The sequence below is a fragment of the Novosphingobium sp. GW835-FHT14H07 genome (assembly GCF_058793515.1).
Genome location: NZ_JBXAFX010000013.1, coordinates 21,624 through 38,447, shown reverse-complemented (window position 1 = coordinate 38,447; position 16,824 = coordinate 21,624). Strand labels below are relative to the sequence as shown.

13 protein-coding genes are annotated in these 16,824 nt (G+C 64.3%); 3 read left to right on the top strand and 10 right to left on the bottom strand.

What is annotated here, in order from left to right:
- Positions 1-129 precede the first annotated feature (129 nt).
- Positions 130-2,067: an alkyl/aryl-sulfatase gene (locus AC1Q5P_RS13035; protein WP_492519164.1), complete on the top strand. Its 1,938-nt coding sequence runs from the start codon at positions 130-132 to the stop codon at positions 2,065-2,067.
- Positions 2,068-2,076: 9 nt separating this feature from the next.
- Here the strand turns inward: AC1Q5P_RS13035 and AC1Q5P_RS13030 are convergent, their stop codons facing one another.
- Complete coding sequence (locus AC1Q5P_RS13030; RefSeq protein ID WP_369820982.1) at positions 2,077-2,466, bottom strand: c-type cytochrome; 390 nt, start codon at positions 2,464-2,466, stop codon at positions 2,077-2,079.
- A gap of 157 nt (positions 2,467-2,623) precedes the next feature.
- Between AC1Q5P_RS13030 and AC1Q5P_RS13025 the strand changes: the two genes are divergently transcribed.
- On the top strand, positions 2,624-4,027 hold the full coding sequence (locus tag AC1Q5P_RS13025; protein ID WP_492519163.1) for an FAD-binding oxidoreductase: 1,404 nt from the start codon (positions 2,624-2,626) through the stop codon (positions 4,025-4,027).
- Between the two features lie 147 nt (positions 4,028-4,174).
- On the opposite strand, the gene AC1Q5P_RS13020 is transcribed toward AC1Q5P_RS13025, so the two are convergent.
- From AC1Q5P_RS13020 to AC1Q5P_RS12990, 7 genes are all read right to left on the bottom strand, one after another.
- Complete coding sequence (locus tag AC1Q5P_RS13020; protein WP_062342683.1) at positions 4,175-6,196, bottom strand: acetyl-CoA carboxylase biotin carboxylase subunit; 2,022 nt, start codon at positions 6,194-6,196, stop codon at positions 4,175-4,177.
- On the bottom strand, positions 6,197-6,547 hold the full coding sequence (locus AC1Q5P_RS13015) for a lysozyme inhibitor LprI family protein (protein WP_039331824.1): 351 nt from the start codon (positions 6,545-6,547) through the stop codon (positions 6,197-6,199). It lies immediately after the preceding gene.
- Positions 6,548-6,680: 133 nt separating this feature from the next.
- Entirely contained in the window at positions 6,681-7,964 is a 1,284-nt protein-coding gene (locus AC1Q5P_RS13010) for an O-acetylhomoserine aminocarboxypropyltransferase (protein ID WP_492519162.1), read from the bottom strand.
- A 32-nt stretch (positions 7,965-7,996) separates the two neighbouring features.
- Positions 7,997-10,138: a methylmalonyl-CoA mutase gene (gene scpA / locus AC1Q5P_RS13005; RefSeq protein WP_427463899.1), complete on the bottom strand. Its 2,142-nt coding sequence runs from the start codon at positions 10,136-10,138 to the stop codon at positions 7,997-7,999.
- A gap of 116 nt (positions 10,139-10,254) precedes the next feature.
- On the bottom strand, positions 10,255-10,695 hold the full coding sequence (gene mce / locus AC1Q5P_RS13000; protein WP_427463901.1) for a methylmalonyl-CoA epimerase: 441 nt from the start codon (positions 10,693-10,695) through the stop codon (positions 10,255-10,257).
- Between the two features lie 2 nt (positions 10,696-10,697).
- The gene (locus tag AC1Q5P_RS12995; RefSeq protein ID WP_492519161.1) at positions 10,698-11,876 is read right to left on the bottom strand and encodes an acetyl-CoA C-acyltransferase family protein; all 1,179 of its coding nucleotides are present in this window, start codon (positions 11,874-11,876) and stop codon (positions 10,698-10,700) included.
- 29 nt (positions 11,877-11,905) lie between these two features.
- Positions 11,906-13,432 (bottom strand): acyl-CoA carboxylase subunit beta, encoded by a 1,527-nt coding sequence (locus tag AC1Q5P_RS12990; protein ID WP_039331816.1) that lies wholly within the window; start codon positions 13,430-13,432, stop codon positions 11,906-11,908.
- 225 nt (positions 13,433-13,657) lie between these two features.
- On the opposite strand from AC1Q5P_RS12990, the gene AC1Q5P_RS12985 reads away from it, so the two are divergent.
- On the top strand, positions 13,658-15,067 hold the full coding sequence (locus AC1Q5P_RS12985) for a helix-turn-helix domain-containing protein (protein WP_039331814.1): 1,410 nt from the start codon (positions 13,658-13,660) through the stop codon (positions 15,065-15,067).
- Between the two features lie 35 nt (positions 15,068-15,102).
- On the opposite strand, the gene AC1Q5P_RS12980 is transcribed toward AC1Q5P_RS12985, so the two are convergent.
- Both AC1Q5P_RS12980 and AC1Q5P_RS12975 read right to left on the bottom strand, forming a co-directional pair.
- Positions 15,103-15,480: a VOC family protein gene (locus tag AC1Q5P_RS12980; protein ID WP_039331812.1), complete on the bottom strand. Its 378-nt coding sequence runs from the start codon at positions 15,478-15,480 to the stop codon at positions 15,103-15,105.
- Positions 15,481-15,573: 93 nt separating this feature from the next.
- A complete protein-coding gene (locus AC1Q5P_RS12975; RefSeq protein WP_492519160.1) occupies positions 15,574-16,824 on the bottom strand; it encodes a dipeptidase in 1,251 nt (416 codons plus the stop codon).

Here is a 16,824-nt window from a genome sequence, read left to right as displayed (position 1 = left end):
GCTTCGGAACTGTCCACGCAGGTTGAACAGATTTCTTCCGCCAGGGATTCCTTATTCGGGCTTTCCTAATCGCGCGATTAAAGTCACTCTGCACCCGAAACTCCACATGGAACGGAGCCGGGAGAGGACATGCGTTTCACGAACTTTTGCCGCGCCCTGACCGCCAGCGCGTCACTGCTGCTCGTTGCAGGCCCGGCCCGGGCCGATGCACCGACCGACGCCACCCGCAAGGCCAACGCCGCGGCCCTCGCCGACCTGCCGATGGCCGACCGACAGGACTTCGATTTCGCATCCCGCGGGTTCGTGGCAACGCTGAAAGACCCGGTGATCCGCGACGCCGCGGGCAAGCCGGTGTGGGACACCGCCGCCTTCGCCTTTGCCAATGGCCCTGCCCCTGCCACCGTGAACCCCAGTTTGTGGCGTCATGCCCAGGTGCTCGGCAAGGCCGGCCTGTTCAAGGTGACGGACCGCATCTGGCAAGTGCGCGGGTTCGACGTCGCCAACGTGACCTTCGTGCGTGGGGACCAGGGCTGGATCGTGATAGACCCGCTGACTGCCACCGAGACTGCGGCCGCCGCCTACGCGCTGATCTCCGAGAAGGTGGCAAGGCTCCCCGTCACCGCCATGATCTACACTCACAGCCACGTCGATCATTTCGGCGGCGCGGGTGCGTTCACCTCGGTCATGGCCAAGGACGCGCCGATCATTGCTCCGCAGGGCTTCACCCGCGCTGCCGTCAGCGAGAACGTCATTGCAGGTCCCGCAATGGGGCGTCGCGCCTCCTATCAGTTCGGCCTGGGCTTGCCCAAGGGCCCGGAAGGCTCGATGGGCTCGGGCATCGGCATGGGTGTGGCGGCAGGCGGGCGCAGCCTGATCCCGCCAACGCGCGAAATCGGCGAGACCGGCACGGAACTCGTGCTCGACGGCGTGCGCGTGCGCTTCCAGATCACGCCCGGAACCGAAGCCCCTGCCGAGATGAACTTCGGCTTCCCAGATTGGAAGGTTGCCGACCTGGCCGAGAACGCCAACGTCACACAGCACAACATCCTCACCCCGCGCGGGGCAGTGATCCGCGATGCCAAGGCCTGGGCGCAAGGGCTGACCGAGGCGATCGACTTCTTTGCAGGGTCCGAAGTGCTGATCGCCAGCCATGGCTGGCCCCGCTTTGGTGCAGGCGAGATCACCAGTTATCTCGCCAAGCACCGCGATGCCTATGCCTACCTTCATGATCAGACCGTGCGGCTGATGAACAAGGGCCTGACCGGGCCTGAAATCGCGGCGCAGCTCACGCTGCCCCCTGCGCTGGCGGCAAAGTGGTACGACCGGCCCTATTACGGCTCCTACAGTTTCAATGCCCGCGCCGTCTATCAGTTCTACATGGGTTGGTACGATGGCAATCCCGTCCACCTCGCTCCCCTGCCCCCGGAACAGGGCGGAAGGCGATATGTCGAGGCATTGGGCGGTGCAGCGCGGGTGCGCGCCCTGGCAGAGGACGCCTTCGCCAAGGGCGATTACGGCTGGACGGCGGAATTGCTCGACAAGGTGATTTTCGCCGATGGCAATGATGCTGCGGCAAAGAGCCTGCTTGCCCGTACCTATCGCCAGCTCGCCTATCAGAGCGAGAACGCACTGTGGCGGAACATGTATCTCACCGGCGCGACCGAACTGGAAATGGGCGTCACCGCAACCGATCCCACCGGCGGTGCAGCCCTGATCAGCCAACTCCCGCCGTCAGACTTGTTCGAAGTCCTTGCGGTGCGGCTCGATCCGGCCAAGGCTGGAGACGGCTCTGCCTCGCTCGGGTTCGTCTTTCCTGACAAGGATCAGGACTGGACCGTAACGATCGCCAATGGCGTGCTGGTTCACCGCAAGGGCCTGCGCGAAGGGCGGCAGGCGACGCTGACGGTGCGTTATGCCGATTTGCTGTCAGCCTTGTTTGCAGGTCAGCCGCTTGCGGCCAAGGTTGCCTCCGGCGAGGCGAAGATCGAAGGGGATCCGGCGGCCTTCGCCCGCCTCATCGGCTGGCTCGACAAGCCGGACCCTGCATTCAATATCGTGACGCCCTAATAGGCAAGCTCAGTTGGGCTTCTTGAGATAGGCGATCACGTTGGCGCGGTCTGCAGCATTGGGCAGGCCCGCAAACGCCATCGAAGTGCCGGGAACAACCGCGGCAGGGCGCGTGAGCCACTTGTCGAGCGTGGCATCATCCCACTTGATCTTGGCCTTCTGCATCGCCGCGGAATACTTGAAGCCCGGAGCCGCCGCGGCCTTGCGCCCGACAACGCCCGCAAGGTTGGGACCCATCTTGGCACCGGCGCCCGGCTGCACGGCATGGCAGGCGATACAACGCATGAAAATCTTCTTGCCCGCAACCGGATCGCCCTTGGCCTGGGCAAAGGCGGTTCCGCCCGCCAGCGCCGAGGCGGCCAGCCCTGCAACGATCATCGCACCCATCATCTTCTTCATCGATACACCCTGTTCAGTTCCAGAAGCCGCCAGAGCCGCAAAGCTCGAACGCACGAAGAGAATTCCGCATTCGCGCTTTATCGCGGCTGAACGCGCAGGCGCTATATCAATTAGGGCAGTTGCTGCAAAAAGGGTGTCGATGGGTTAGGCCGTAAACATGGAAACCCTGTCTGTCCCGCATGCCCGCCCTTTGCCCAACGGCTTTCTCGACCGTCTTTCGGCCCGCTTCGGCCTGCGATGTCAGACGAGCGAAGCAATCCGCGCCCAGCATGGCGCCAGCGAATCGCAATATCCCACCGTTCTTCCGGATGCCGTGGTCTTTGCCCGGTCAACGCAGGACGTGGTCGATTGCGTCAACCTGTGCCGCGAAGCCGGCGTGGCCATCGTTCCCTTTGGCGCCGGCACATCGCTGGAAGGCCACACCTTGCCACTCGAAGGTGGGGTCAGTCTGGACCTGACGCCGATGGACGCAGTCCTGGCTGTAAACCATGCCGATTTCGACTGCACCGTGCAGCCCGGCATCCGCCGCGAGGCGCTCAATGCGCACCTGCGCGACAGCGGCCTGTTCTTCCCGATCGATCCGGGTGCGAACGCCTCGATCGGCGGCATGGCCTCGACGCGCGCCTCGGGCACGAACGCAGTCCGCTATGGCACGATGCGCGAGGCCGTGCTGGGCCTGGAGGTGGTGACGCCGCAGGGCAAGGTTATCCGCACTGGCAAGCGCGCCAAGAAGTCTGCCGCCGGATACGATCTCACGCGGCTCTACATCGGCTCCGAAGGCACGTTGGGCGTCATCACCGGCATCACCCTGCGACTTCATCCGGTGCCGGAAGCGATCATGGCCGCAACCTGCCCATTCGAGACGCTGTCCGGCGCGATCGAAACGGTGGTGCAGGCCTTCCATTGCGGCGTGCCGATGGCGCGGATCGAACTGCTCGATGCCATGCAGGTCCATGCGGTGAATTTGCGAAGCAAGCTGGGTCTGCCCGAAGCGCCGACGCTGTTCTTCGAATTTCACGGCACCCCCAACGGGGTTGCCGAGCAGGTCGAGACGGTCAAGGGCTTGGCTTCGGCCAACGGCGGTGGCGCGTTCCAGTGGGCAACACTGGCCGAAGATCGCAACCGCCTGTGGCGCGCGCGGCACGAATCCTATTACGCTGCCGTCAACTTGCGGCCCGGCGCCATCGGCCTGACCACCGACGTCTGCGTGCCGATGAGCCGGCTGGCCGAATGCATCCTTGCCACCCGCGCCGATCTCGACAGCTGCAGTGTGCCCGCAACTATCCTTGGCCACGTCGGGGACGGCAACTTCCACCTCGTCTTCTCGATTGACCCGAATGCGCCGCACGAAATGGCAGAAGTGGAAGCGGTCAACCACCGCATGGTCGCCCGGGCGCTGGCCATGGACGGCACCTGCACCGGCGAGCACGGCGTCGGCATTGGCAAGCAGCAATGCCTCATCGATGAACTGGGCGAGGACGCGGTGGACGTGATGCGCTCGCTCAAGCAAGTGCTGGACCCGGGCAACATCTTCAATCCGGGCAAGATTTTCCGGAGCTGAGACAGCCCACCCCCAACCCCTCCCGCGTGCGGAAGGGGAGTTGAAGAACCTGTTCCTGCCCCCCGTAAACGGGAGGGCCGCGAGACTTGGAGAGCGAAGCGATTCTAGTCGCAGCGGGGTGGGCACATGGCGCCGCCCCGCCCGGCCTCACTCCATTTCCAGAATGATCGCGTCGACCGCCAGGCTGTCGCCCGCCTTGGCGTTGACCGACTTGACCTTGCCCGCCTTTTCGGCGCGCAGGATGTTCTCCATCTTCATCGCTTCGACCACGGCGAGCGGCTGGCCTGCTTCCACGGTATCGCCCTCGCCCACGTTGAGGCTGACGAGCAGGCCCGGCATCGGGCAGATCAGGAACTTCGAAAGATCGGGCGGGATCTTTTCGATCATGTGCCTGGTCAGGTGCGCGATGTGGGCGGGCAGGACCTGCACGTCATGGATTGCGCCCCGCGTCGTCAGCTTGAACCCGGCGCGCGTGGTCTCGACCTTCACTGACAGCGGCTTGTCGTCGACCTCGCAATGCACCATGCGGTCGCCCGGCGTGTATTCCAGCGCGATGTCGATGGCCTTGCCGTCAACGCTGATCTCGTCCTCGGTCAGTTCCACCGCATAGGTCGAACCACCGATCTTCACCGCCCATTCCGACGGCGGATCGAGATCGTGGCCAAGCTGGTTGTCGACCTGCCGCGCCCGGTCCGACCGCGCGGTGGCAAGAAATGCTGCCAGCGCCGCCAGCGTTTGCTTCAGTTCGTCAGACGTTGCCGCGCCGTGGAATCCATCCGGGTATTCCTCGGCAATGAAGCCCGTGGTCAGCTCGCCCGAACGGAAGCGCGGATGCTGCATGATCGCGTTGACGAAGTCGATGTTGTGGCCAAGCCCCTCGATCTCGAACGCATCGAGCGCCTGGATCTGCTTGTCCGCCGCCTCGTCGCGCGTCTTGCCCCAAGTGATCAGCTTGGCGATCATCGGGTCATAGAACATCGAGACTTCGCCGCCTTCATATACGCCGTCGTCCACGCGCACGCCATCCACGCCGCGCCGCCCGTTGGCCTGCCCGTCATCGGTCCATCCGGCCAGCGGCGGGTTGTAGCGGATCAGGCGCCCGGTCGAAGGCAGGAAGCCGCGATAGGGATCTTCGGCATAGACGCGGTTTTCGATCGCCCAGCCGTCGATCTTGATGTCGTCCTGCGTCATCTGCAGCTTTTCGCCATAGGCGACGCGGATCATCTGCTCGACAAGGTCGATGCCGGTGATCGCCTCGGTGACGGGATGCTCCACCTGCAGGCGGGTGTTCATTTCAAGGAAGTAGAAGCTCTCGCCAGAGGGGTCAGCGCCCGACACGATCAGTTCCACTGTGCCTGCGGAGTAATAGCCCACCGCGCGGGCCAGCGCGACACACTGTTCGCCCATGGCCTTGCGCATTTTCGGGGTGACGAAGGGCGAAGGCGCTTCTTCCACCACCTTCTGGTGGCGGCGCTGGATCGAGCATTCGCGCTCGTTGAGGTAGAGAATGTTGCCGTGCTTGTCGCCGAGGATCTGGATCTCGATGTGGCGCGGGTTGAGAATGAACTTCTCGATGAACACGCGGTCATCGCCGAACGAGTTCAGGCCCTCGCGCTTCACGGCCTCGAAGCCCTCGCGCACGTCCTTCTCGCTGTAGGCAAGGCGCATGCCCTTGCCGCCACCGCCGGCCGAGGCCTTCATCATCACCGGATAGCCGATCTCGTCCGAAATGCGCACGGCATGCTCGGTATCCTCGATCTCGCCGACGAAACCGGGGACGACATTGACGCCCGCTTCCTTGGCGAGCTTCTTGGACTCGATCTTGTCGCCCATCGCGGCAATCGCGCCGACAGGGGGGCCAATGAACGCGATGTTCTCAGCCGCCAGCGCCTCGGCAAACGAGGTGCGCTCGGACAGGAAGCCGTAACCCGGATGCACCGCTTCGGCGCCGGTCTGCTTGCACGCCGCGATGATCTTGTCCGCGATCAGGTACGACTGCGCGGCAGGCGCCGGCCCGATATGCACGGCTTCATCTGCCATCTGCACGAACGGCGCCCGCGCATCCGCATCGGAATAGACCGCGACGGTCTGGATACCCATGCGACGCGCCGTCTTGATCACACGGCAGGCAATTTCACCACGGTTGGCGATGAGGATCTTCTTGAACATTCAGATATCCTTGGCGAGTTCGGCGAGCATTTCCGTGCGCTCGATCGTAAGATTGGTCAGGCAGTTGATATGAAGCATCTTGTCTAGCGAAACGCCCAGATCGAAAGGCCAGCGTGCTTCACACTCGGCATCGCGAAACGTCAGCCAGGCGCGCTGCGCCGCACGAAGCCGAGCCTCATCATCAGGCGACCGCTCTCGGAAGAGACGGAGCGTAGTCTTCCACTGCGCATTCAAGGCCCGGTCGGCTTTCAAGAATTCGGAATGAGCGCAATCATTGAGTTCGGCTTGAACGGACGTGTTCTTGCAGTCGGGCGAAACGCTGACTGCCGCGAGCATCAGCATTAGAGACATGCCGAAGCCTCCACTTCTAGCGTCGCCCCGGGCTTGACCCGAAGTCCCGCTAATCCCGTGACCGCGCAAAAGGCAGCGGGACCCCGGGTCAAACCCGCGGTGACGGGGAAGAGGCAAGGCGAAGGTGCCAAGATCACACCAGCTCCAGCGCCTGCGCCAGATCGGCGACGATGTCGTCGATGTGTTCGATGCCCACCGACACGCGCACGGTGTCCGCGCCCGCGCCCGCGGCCACCAGCTCTTCCTCGCCCAACTGGCTGTGCGTGGTCGAGGCGGGGTGGATGATCAGCGAGCGGGTATCGCCGATGTTGGCGAGGTGGCTGAACAGCTTGACCGACTGGACCAGCTTGACGCCCGCTTCGTAGCCGCCCTTCACGCCGAAGGTGAACACCGCCCCGCCCTTGCCGCCAAGGTACTGGCGGGCCAATTGGTGATACGGGTCTTCCGGCAGGCCCGCATAGCTGACCCACGCCACCTTGGGGTGGGCCTGCAGCCACTGCGCCAGATGCAGCGCATTGCTGCAGTGCCGCTCCATGCGCAGTGCGAGCGTTTCCATGCCGGTCAGCGTCAGGAACGCATTCATCGGCGCCATCGACGGACCAAGATCGCGCAGGCCCAACACGCGGCAGCCGATGATGAAGGCGATGGGGCCGACCGGCTTCAATGCCTCGGTCAGCACCGCGCCGTGGTAGCTCGGGTTGGGCTGCGACAGCGAGGGGAACTTGGCACTCGCCGCCCAGTCGAACTTGCCCGAATCCACGATCAGCCCGCCGATGGAATTGCCGTGGCCGTTGAGGAACTTGGTGCACGAATGGACGACGATGTCCGCGCCATGTTCGATCGGGCGGCACAGCGCGGGGCTCGCCATCGTGTTGTCGACGATCAGCGGCACACCAGCCGCATGGGCAACCTCGGCAATCGCCGCGATGTCCTGCACCACGCCGCCGGGATTGGCGAGGCTTTCGATGAAGACACCACGCGTCTTGTCGGTGATTGCGGCGGCAACGGCAGCTGGATCGTCGGCATCGACGAAAACCGCCTTCCAGCCGAACTTGGCAAAGCTGTGCGCAAACTGGTTGAGCGTGCCGCCATAGAGCTTCTTGGCCGCAACGATCTCGCAGCCCGGCTCCATCAGGGTGTGAAACACGATGAACTGCGCGGCATGGCCCGATGCCACGCCCAGCGCAGCCACGCCGCCTTCCAACGCCGCAATCTTCGCTTCAAGCGCGGCATTGGTCGGGTTCATGATGCGCGTGTAGATGTTGCCGAACTCGGCCAGCGAGAACAGGTTCGCGGCGTGCTCGGCACTGTCGAACACGTAGCTGGCCGTCTGGTAGATCGGCGTGATCCGCGCCTTGGTGGTCGGATCAGGCTCGCACCCGGCGTGGACCGACAGCGTCTCGAGCTTCTGTGTCATCGCATCTCTCCCGTTGTAAGGCGCGAATACTATCAGGCGGCGTCGATCTCGCTACCCGGCGGCGGCATGTTGTGGCCAAGCAGGCGCAGCATGTCTGCGGCGCATTCGACCACGTTCGAGCCTGGACCGTAGATGCCCTGCACCCCGGCTTCGCGCAGGAAATCGTAGTCCTGCGGCGGGATCACGCCCCCTGCCACGACCTTGATGTCCGCACGGCCTGCGGCCTTCAGGTGGCCGATCAGTTCGGGGATCAGCGTCTTGTGCCCGGCGGCGAGCGAAGATGCGCCAACCGCATCGACGTCCTTCTCGAGTGCCAGCGCGGCAGCTTCCTCGGGCGTCTGGAACAGCGGGCCGGAGGTCACCTCGAAGCCCATGTCGCCAAAGGCCGAGGCAATCACGTTGGCACCGCGATCGTGCCCGTCCTGGCCCATCTTGGCGACGAGCATGCGGGGCTTGCGGCCAAGCCGGCGCGTCACCGCCTCGACGCCATCCAGCACCTGCTGGTAGCGCGAATCCCCGGCATAGGCCGAGCCGTAGACGCCCTTCACCGGGGTCGGGAAAGTGCCGTGGCGGCCGAACACGACTTCCATCGCATCCGAAATCTCGCCCAGCGTGGCGCGGTGGCGCGCGGCCTCGACGGCGAGTTCGAGCAGGTTGCCGCCGGTCTTCGCACCTTCGGTCAGCGCATTGAGCGCTGCGCGGCACTTGGTCTCGTCACGTGTCTCGCGCACGCGCTTGATGCGTGCGATCTGGGCTTCGCGGACAACATGGTTGTCGACTTCCAGCGTTTCGAGCTTGTCCTCGCTCGCCAGGCGATACTTGTTCACGCCGACGATCACGTCCTCGCCACGGTCGACGCGGGCCTGACGCCCGGCGGCGGCTTCCTCGATCATCGCCTTGGGCCAGCCAGCGGCCACGGCCTTGGCCATGCCCCCATCGGCCTCGACGCGCTCGATGATTTCCCAGGCCTTGTCGACCAGTTCCTGCGTCAGCGCCTCGATGTAGTACGACCCGCCGAGCGGATCGACCACGTTGCACATGCCGGTCTCTTCCTGAATCACGATCTGCGTGTTGCGCGCGATACGGGCGGAAAAGTCGGTCGGCAGCGCGATGGCTTCGTCGAGCGCGTTGGTGTGAAGCGACTGCGTCCCGCCCAGCATCGCGGCCATTGCCTCGATCGTGGTACGGATGACGTTGTTGTAGGGGTCCTGCTCCTGCAAGCTCACGCCCGAGGTCTGGCAGTGGGTGCGCAGCATCTTGGAGCGCTCGTCCTTGGCGCCCAGCTTGGTCATCACCCGGTGCCACAGCACGCGCGCGGCGCGCAGCTTGGCCACTTCCATGAAGAAGTTCATGCCGATGGCGAAGAAGAACGACAGGCGCCCGGCGAACTTGTCGATGTCCAGCCCCGAGGCGACGCCATACTTCACGTATTCCATGCCGTCGGCGATGGTGAAGGCCAGTTCCTGCACCTGCGTCGCCCCGGCTTCCTGCATGTGGTAGCCGGAAATCGAGATCGAGTTGAACTTCGGCATCTCGCGGCTGGTGTAGCCGAAGATGTCCGAGATGATCCGCATCGAGGGCTCGGGTGGGTAGATGTAGGTGTTGCGGACCATGAACTCCTTGAGGATGTCGTTCTGGATGGTCCCGTCGAGCAGCTTGCGATCTACGCCCTGCTCTTCACCCGCCACGATGAAGAATGCGAGGATCGGAATGACCGCGCCGTTCATCGTCATCGATACCGACATCTGATCGAGCGGAATGCCGTCGAACAGGATCTTCATGTCCTCGACGCTGTCGATGGCAACACCCGCCTTGCCGACGTCACCCACCACGCGCGGATGGTCGGAGTCATAGCCACGGTGCGTGGCAAGGTCGAAGGCGACCGAGAGGCCCTTCTGACCCGCGGCAAGGTTGCGGCGATAGAAGGCGTTGGATTCCTCGGCGGTGGAAAAGCCGGCGTACTGGCGAATGGTCCAGGGGCGGCCCGCATACATCGAGGCGCGGACGCCGCGCGTGAACGGGGCGAAACCGGGAAGGCCGGGGTCGGAGGTCACGTCCTCGGCGGTGTAGAGTGGCTTGACCGCGATGCCTTCCGGCGTCTGCCAGGTCAGGTCCTTGCCCTTCACTTCCTTGGCGGCGGCGGCCTGCCAGTCGGCCAGTGTCTTGTCGGTCATTTTGCCATCTCGCACGTCATGCTGAACTTGTTTCAGCATCCATTTTGCCACTCGAACCGCCGTGCCATTCGCACGATGGACCCTGAAACAAGTTCAGGGTGACGGTTCTCCCACCCTCAGTGATGCCCGCCCTTTGGCGTCTCCATGATCTCGGTCAGCTGCCCGCCCATGTCCTTGGGGTGAACGAAGAAGATCAGCGTTCCGTGGGCACCGATGCGGGGTTCGCCGAGCACGCGCTTGCCCTGCCCCTCGAACCAGGCCTTGGCCTCGTGAATATCGGGCACTTCGTAGCAAAGGTGGTGCTGCCCGCCCAAGGGATTGGCCGCGAGCCACTTGCCCACTGCGCTGTCCGGGCTGGTCGGCTGGATCAGCTCGATCTGCGTCCCCGCCGTGCCGTTCTCGCCCGGCGTATTGACGAAGCACACCCGCACCTGCTGGCTTTCCAGCACGAACGGCTCGGTGATGTCACTTGCGCCCATCACGTCACGATAGAACGCGATGGAAGCGTCGATGTCCGGCGTTGCAACGCCCACGTGGTTGAGGCGGCCCAGTTTCATGTTCAGACCTTCTCGATGACCATGGCGATGCCCTGACCGCCGCCGATGCACATGGTGATGAGGCCATAGCGTCCGCCGGTGCGGTGCAGTTCGTACATCGTCTTGATCGTCAGGATCGCGCCGGTCGCACCGATCGGATGGCCGAGCGAGATGCCCGAGCCGTTGACGTTGGTCTTTGCCGGATCGAAGCCCAGTTCCTTGGCCACGCCGCAGGCCTGCGCCGCAAAAGCCTCGTTGCTTTCGATCACGTCGATCTGGTCGAGCGTCAGACCCGCGCGCTGCAATGCCACCGGCACGGCCTTGACCGGGCCAAGGCCCATCACGTTCGGTTCCACGCCCGCATGGCCCCAGCCGAGGATCTTGGCCATCGGCTTCAGCCCATGTTCTTCAACCGCCTTGCCGCTGGCGAGCACGACCGCTGCCGCGCCGTCGTTGATTCCGCTCGCGTTGCCGGCGGTAACCGTGCCGTCCTTCTTGAACACCGGCTTGAGGCCAGCCATCGCCTCGACCGAGGCATCGGCGCGCACGTGCTCGTCCGTATCGAACACCGTCACGCCCTTGCGGGTCTTGATCTCGACCGGGACGATCTGCTCCTTGAAGTAGCCCGCTGCGATGGCTGCGGCCGCACGCTTGTGGCTTTCCACCGCCAGCGCGTCCTGCTCCTCGCGGCTGATCGCGCAGCGCTCGGCCACGTTCTCCGCCGTCACGCCCATGTGGATGTTCTCGAACGGATCGTGCAGCGCGCCGAGCATGGCGTCCATCAGCACCTGGTCGCCCATCTTCTGGCCGTTGCGCGCGGTCAGCACCATGTGCGGCGCATTCGACATGCTTTCCGCGCCGCCGCCGATGGCAATGTCCTGCTCGCCAAGGGCAATGCCCTGCGCTGCCGAAACGATCGCCTGAAGGCCCGAACCGCACAAGCGGTTGACGTTCATGGCGGGAGCCTCGATCGGCACGCCCGCGTTTACCGCCGCGACGCGGCTGACATAGGCATCCTTGGGCTGGGTCGGCACGACCGTGCCGATCACCACGTTCTGCACCTTGTCAGGCGTGATCCCGGCGCGGGCAATCGCTTCCTTGATGACAATCGCGCCGGTTTCGGCCGGACGCAGCGAGGCAAGGCCGCCGCCGAACGAGCCGATGGCGGTACGCGCGCCCGAGACGATGTAGATGTCGGTCATTGTCAGTCTTTCCAAAACCGTGGGGCAAATCAGAGCGGAATGTTGTCGTGCTTCTTCCACGGGTTCTCGAGGCTCTTGTTCTTGAGCTTCCTGAGACCCAGCGCGACACGGCGGCGCGTCGAGTGCGGGTGGATCACCTCGTCGACGAAGCCCTTGCTCGCCGCCACGAACGGGTTGGCGAAGCGGTCCTCGTATTCCTTGGTCTTCACCGCCTGCTCTTCGGCGGAAAGCCCGCGGAAGATGATCTCGACCGCGCCCTTGGCACCCATCACCGCGATTTCGGCGGTCGGCCAGGCGTAGTTGAGGTCGCCGCGCAGGTGCTTGGAGGCCATCACGTCATAGGCGCCGCCATAGGCCTTGCGGGTGATGACGGTGATCTTCGGGACGGTCGCCTCGGCATAGGCGAAGAGCAGCTTGGCGCCGTGCTTGATGATGCCATTGTGCTCCTGCGCCGTGCCGGGGAGGAAGCCCGGAACGTCGACGAAGGTCACGATCGGAATGTTGAACGCATCGCAGAAGCGCACGAACCGCGCGGCCTTCTTGGAGGAGTTGATGTCGAGCACACCTGCCAGCACCATCGGCTGGTTGGCGACCACACCCACGGTGCGGCCTTCGACGCGCCCGAAACCGCAGATGATGTTCGCGGCATGCTTGGGCTGGATCTCGAAGAACTCGCCCTCGTCCACTGTCTTGCGGATGACTTCGTGCATGTCATAGGGCTGCGTCGCCGAAGCCGGCACGATGGTATCGAGGCTGGGCTCGAGGCGGTCGTAAGGATCCGAGGTGGGCCGCTCGGGCACGTCCTGGCGGTTCGACAGCGGCAGGTAATCGAAGAAATCGCGCGCCGCCAGCAGCGCCTCGATGTCGTTCTCCAGCGCGAGGTCGGCGACCGAGGTCTTGGTCGTGTGCGTCACCGCGCCGCCCAGTTCCTCTTGGCTGACGACCTCGTTGGTCACGGTCTTGACGACATCCGGGCCGGTGACGAACATGTACGAGCTGTCCTTCACCATGAAGATGAAGTCGGTCATGGCAGGCGAATAGACCGCGCCGCCCGCGCACGGCCCCATGATCAGCGAAAGCTGCGGCACCACGCCCGAGGCCAGCACGTTGCGCTGGAACACTTCGGCATAGCCACCGAGCGACGCCACGCCTTCCTGGATGCGTGCGCCGCCGGAATCGTTGAGGCCGATCACCGGCGCGCCGACCTTCAGCGCCATGTCCATGATCTTGCAGATCTTCTGTGCGTGCCGTTCCGAAAGCGATCCGCCGAACACCGTGAAGTCCTGGCTGAACACATAGACCAGACGGCCGTTGATCGTGCCCGATCCGGTGACCACGCCATCGCCCGGAATGACGGTGTCGGGCATGCCGAAGTCGACGCAGTTATGCTCGACATACATGTCCACTTCCTCGAAGCTGCCCTCATCCAGCAGCACTTCGAGGCGTTCGCGTGCGGTCAGCTTGCCCTTGGCATGTTGGGCATCGATGCGCTTCTGCCCGCCACCCAGCCGCGCGGCTTCCCGGCGCTTTTCCATTTCGGCGATATTGGCGGACATGCGTGGCATCCCTTCTTCTGACTGGCGGACCGTTTTCTGCTGCGACTCCGGCCTGCTCCTCCTCCCCGAGGCGCCACGCCAGAGCCGCGCCCGCGCCCTGCCGGAACGACACCGGGCGCGGATCGGCGTTCCAACTGCGCCACGCCGCTTGCCAAGTCCAATGTTATTCTGCAAACTTGCGAAGGATCACTTTGCAAAACCGGCCGGAGCTGGGGGACGGGATAAATGGCGCGACGCCGCTTGTTTGCAGGCGAACAACTCAAGGCTCTGCGCGTCACGCGAAAGCTGCGCCAGGGCGAGATGGCATCGCTTCTGGGGATCAGCGCCTCCTATCTCTCGCAGATCGAGAATGACGAGCGCCCCCTGACCCCTGCGCTGACCGACCGGTTGCAGCAGAGCTTTCCGGTCGAATGGCAGGACTTCGCTGCCGACCGGGTCGAGCCGGTGCTTTCCGCCTTGCGCGATGCCACCGCCGATCCGATGCTGGGCCAGATGCTTCCCGGCGATCAGGTGGAGCGCGTTGCAGAGCAATACCCCGCCTTCGCCCAGGCCTTCGCCCAGTTGTGGGACCAGCACCGCCGCTCGGTCCAGCGGCTCGAAGCCATCGACGAGGCGCTGGGATCGGACAGTATCTCCGGCGGCCGCCTGCCGTGGGAAGAAGTGCGCGACTGGTTCCACCACGCCAACAACTACGTCGATACCATCGACCGCGCCGCCGAACGACTGGCGGTGCGACTATCCGGCACCGGGCTGACGCCGACATCGGCGCAAATGGCAAGCTGGCTGGAGAGTCGCGGCATCGCGGTTGAACAGGTCAGCGGCGGGGCAATGCGGCGCTTCGACCCCGAAGCGCGCCGCCTCACCATAGACCCCAACCAGCCGATCGAATCCGCCCGGTTCCAGATCGCATACCAGCTGGCGGCCGAAGCCCTGCGCGATGAAATCAGCGCCATCGTCGGCGAGGCAACGCTGCAATCGGACGCCGCGCGCCAGCTCCTGACTGTAGGCCTGGGCAATTATGCGGCAGGCGCGCTGATCATGCCCTACGAATGGTTCCGCACCCGCGCCCGTGCGCTGCGGCATGATATCGATCAGCTGCGCCTGACTTTCGGGGCCAGCTTCGAGCAGGTCTGCCATCGCCTGTCGACGCTGCAACGCCCGCAGGCGCGCGGGATTCCGATGTTCTTCTGCCGCGTCGACATGGCCGGCAACATCACCAAGCGCCACTCGGCCACGCGCCTTCAGTTCGCCCGCTTCGGCGGTGCCTGCCCGCTATGGGTGGTGCACGAAGCCGTGGCGATCCCCGATCGCATCCACGTACAGGCCGCAGAAATGCCCGATGGCGTGCGCTATGTCTCGATTGCCAAGGGCCTGGTGAAGCCTTCGGGCAGCTATTATCGCATACCGCGCCGCTACGCCGTGGCCCTGGGCTGCGAGGCGGCGTTGGCCGATGAGTTCATCTATGCCGACGGGATCAATCTTGCACGGCCCGAGGCCGTGACGCGGATCGGCATTTCCTGCCGCATCTGCCCGCGCGACAAGTGCGACCAGCGCGCCTTCCCGCCCAGCGACCGCGCCATCGTGGTCGACCCGCATGCCCGCGATCTGGTGCCTTACGGGATCACGGACATGTGAAGGCCGCCCCGGCTCGATACCGGGGCGGCTGGCGATCAGGCGTTGGGATTGGGCGCAAAGGCGCAGATCTTGTTGCCATCCGGATCGCGCAGGTAGGCGCCATACTGCTTGCCCGGCGAGTTTTCGCGAACGCCCGGCTGACCTTCGCAGGTGCCGCCGTTGGCAAGGCCTGCGGCGTGCCAGGCATCGACCACCGAGGAATCGGCCGCCTTGAAGCCGAGCGTGTAGCCGTTGGAGACGGTGTGCGCTTCGCCGTTGCTTGGCTTCGCCACGATCAGCGAGCCGTTGGGCGAAGGGAACAGCGTGCCGTGCGGCAGTTCCACCGCATTGTGACCGAGAGTCTGCATTACCGCGCTGTAGAACTTGCGCGACTTTTCGATGTCATTGGTGCCAAGGAAAGTGTGGGTAAACAAGGTGGTCTCTCCGTCCAGATTGTTATTGAACCAAACTATCTTGCCGCCTTCCCGCCCTTGCGTCGAGAGCGAAAATGGCGGCGAAATGAAACGTCAGAACGTCGTCGCGCTTTCAAGCGGGGCATCGCTGCGGTGCGCGGCGGCATAAGCCTCGGCAGCCTTCATCACCCGCAGGATGTTACCGCTGGCAAGCTTCCCGAGATCCGCCTTCGACCAGCCGCGCCGGGACAGTTCGGCGAAGAGCACGGGGTAGGTCGAGACGTCTTCCATGCCCTGTACAGTGGCCTCGACACCATCGAGGTCTCCGCCGAGTGCGACGTGGCCGACGCCGATCAATTTTGCAATGTGATCAATATGATCCGCGACGTCCTTGACGCTGCCGCGCGGCATCGGGTTAGCCTTGTCCCATGCCGCGAGCGCCGCCTTCTCGGCGGCGGGATCGCCACGATTGAGCTCCTTGGCGCGCGCCGCTTCGGCGTCCCGCGCAGCGCTCCATTGTCGTGCCGCTTCAACGACATAGGGCGGATAGAAGTTGACCATGACGATGCCGCCAGCAACGCCGATCGCCTTCAGCGTCTCGTCCGAGACATTGCGGGCGTGGTGGTTGATCGCACGGGCGTTGGAGTGGCTTACGATCGGCGGCGGACCGGCCAGCGCCAGCACGTCACGCATGGTCGCCTCGCTGACGTGGGCGAGGTCGACCAGCATGCCAAGCCGTTGCATTTCCTTGACAACTTGTCTTCCGAACGGCGTCAGACCATCGTGCGCGGGGGCGTCGGTGGCGCTGTCCGCCCAGGCATTGTTCTTGAAATGCGTCAGCGTCATGTAGCGCGCGCCTAGAGCGTGCATCTGGCGCAGGACGCCCAGCGAGCCGCCTATCGAATGGCCGCCCTCCATGCCGAGGAGTGAGGCTATCTTCTTTGATTTCCACGCTTTTTCAACGCAGGCCGTGTCGGTGCAGAACTGCATTTCGGCCGGATGCCGCGCGATCAGGCGCTTCATCACGTCTATCTGTTCGAGCGTCGCCTGCACCGCCTGCGGTTCGGGCAGATCGGCCGAGACATAGACCGACCAGAACTGTGCGCCGACATTTCCGGCGCGCATTCTGGGCAAGTCGGTCATCATCCCGACGCTGCGCGTGTCATTGAAATCAAAGCCTTCCAGAACATCCTTGCGCCGTTCACGGAGTTGTTCGGGGACGTCGTTATGACCGTCCCAGACCAACGGCGAGCCGCTTTCCAACTCTCGCGAACTCTTGCGGGACTCTGCGGCAACTCCCCCGCAACTCCCCCACAACAGGGCCATGCAGACGAGGGGCGAAACGAGGCTTCTGGTCACGCGCAT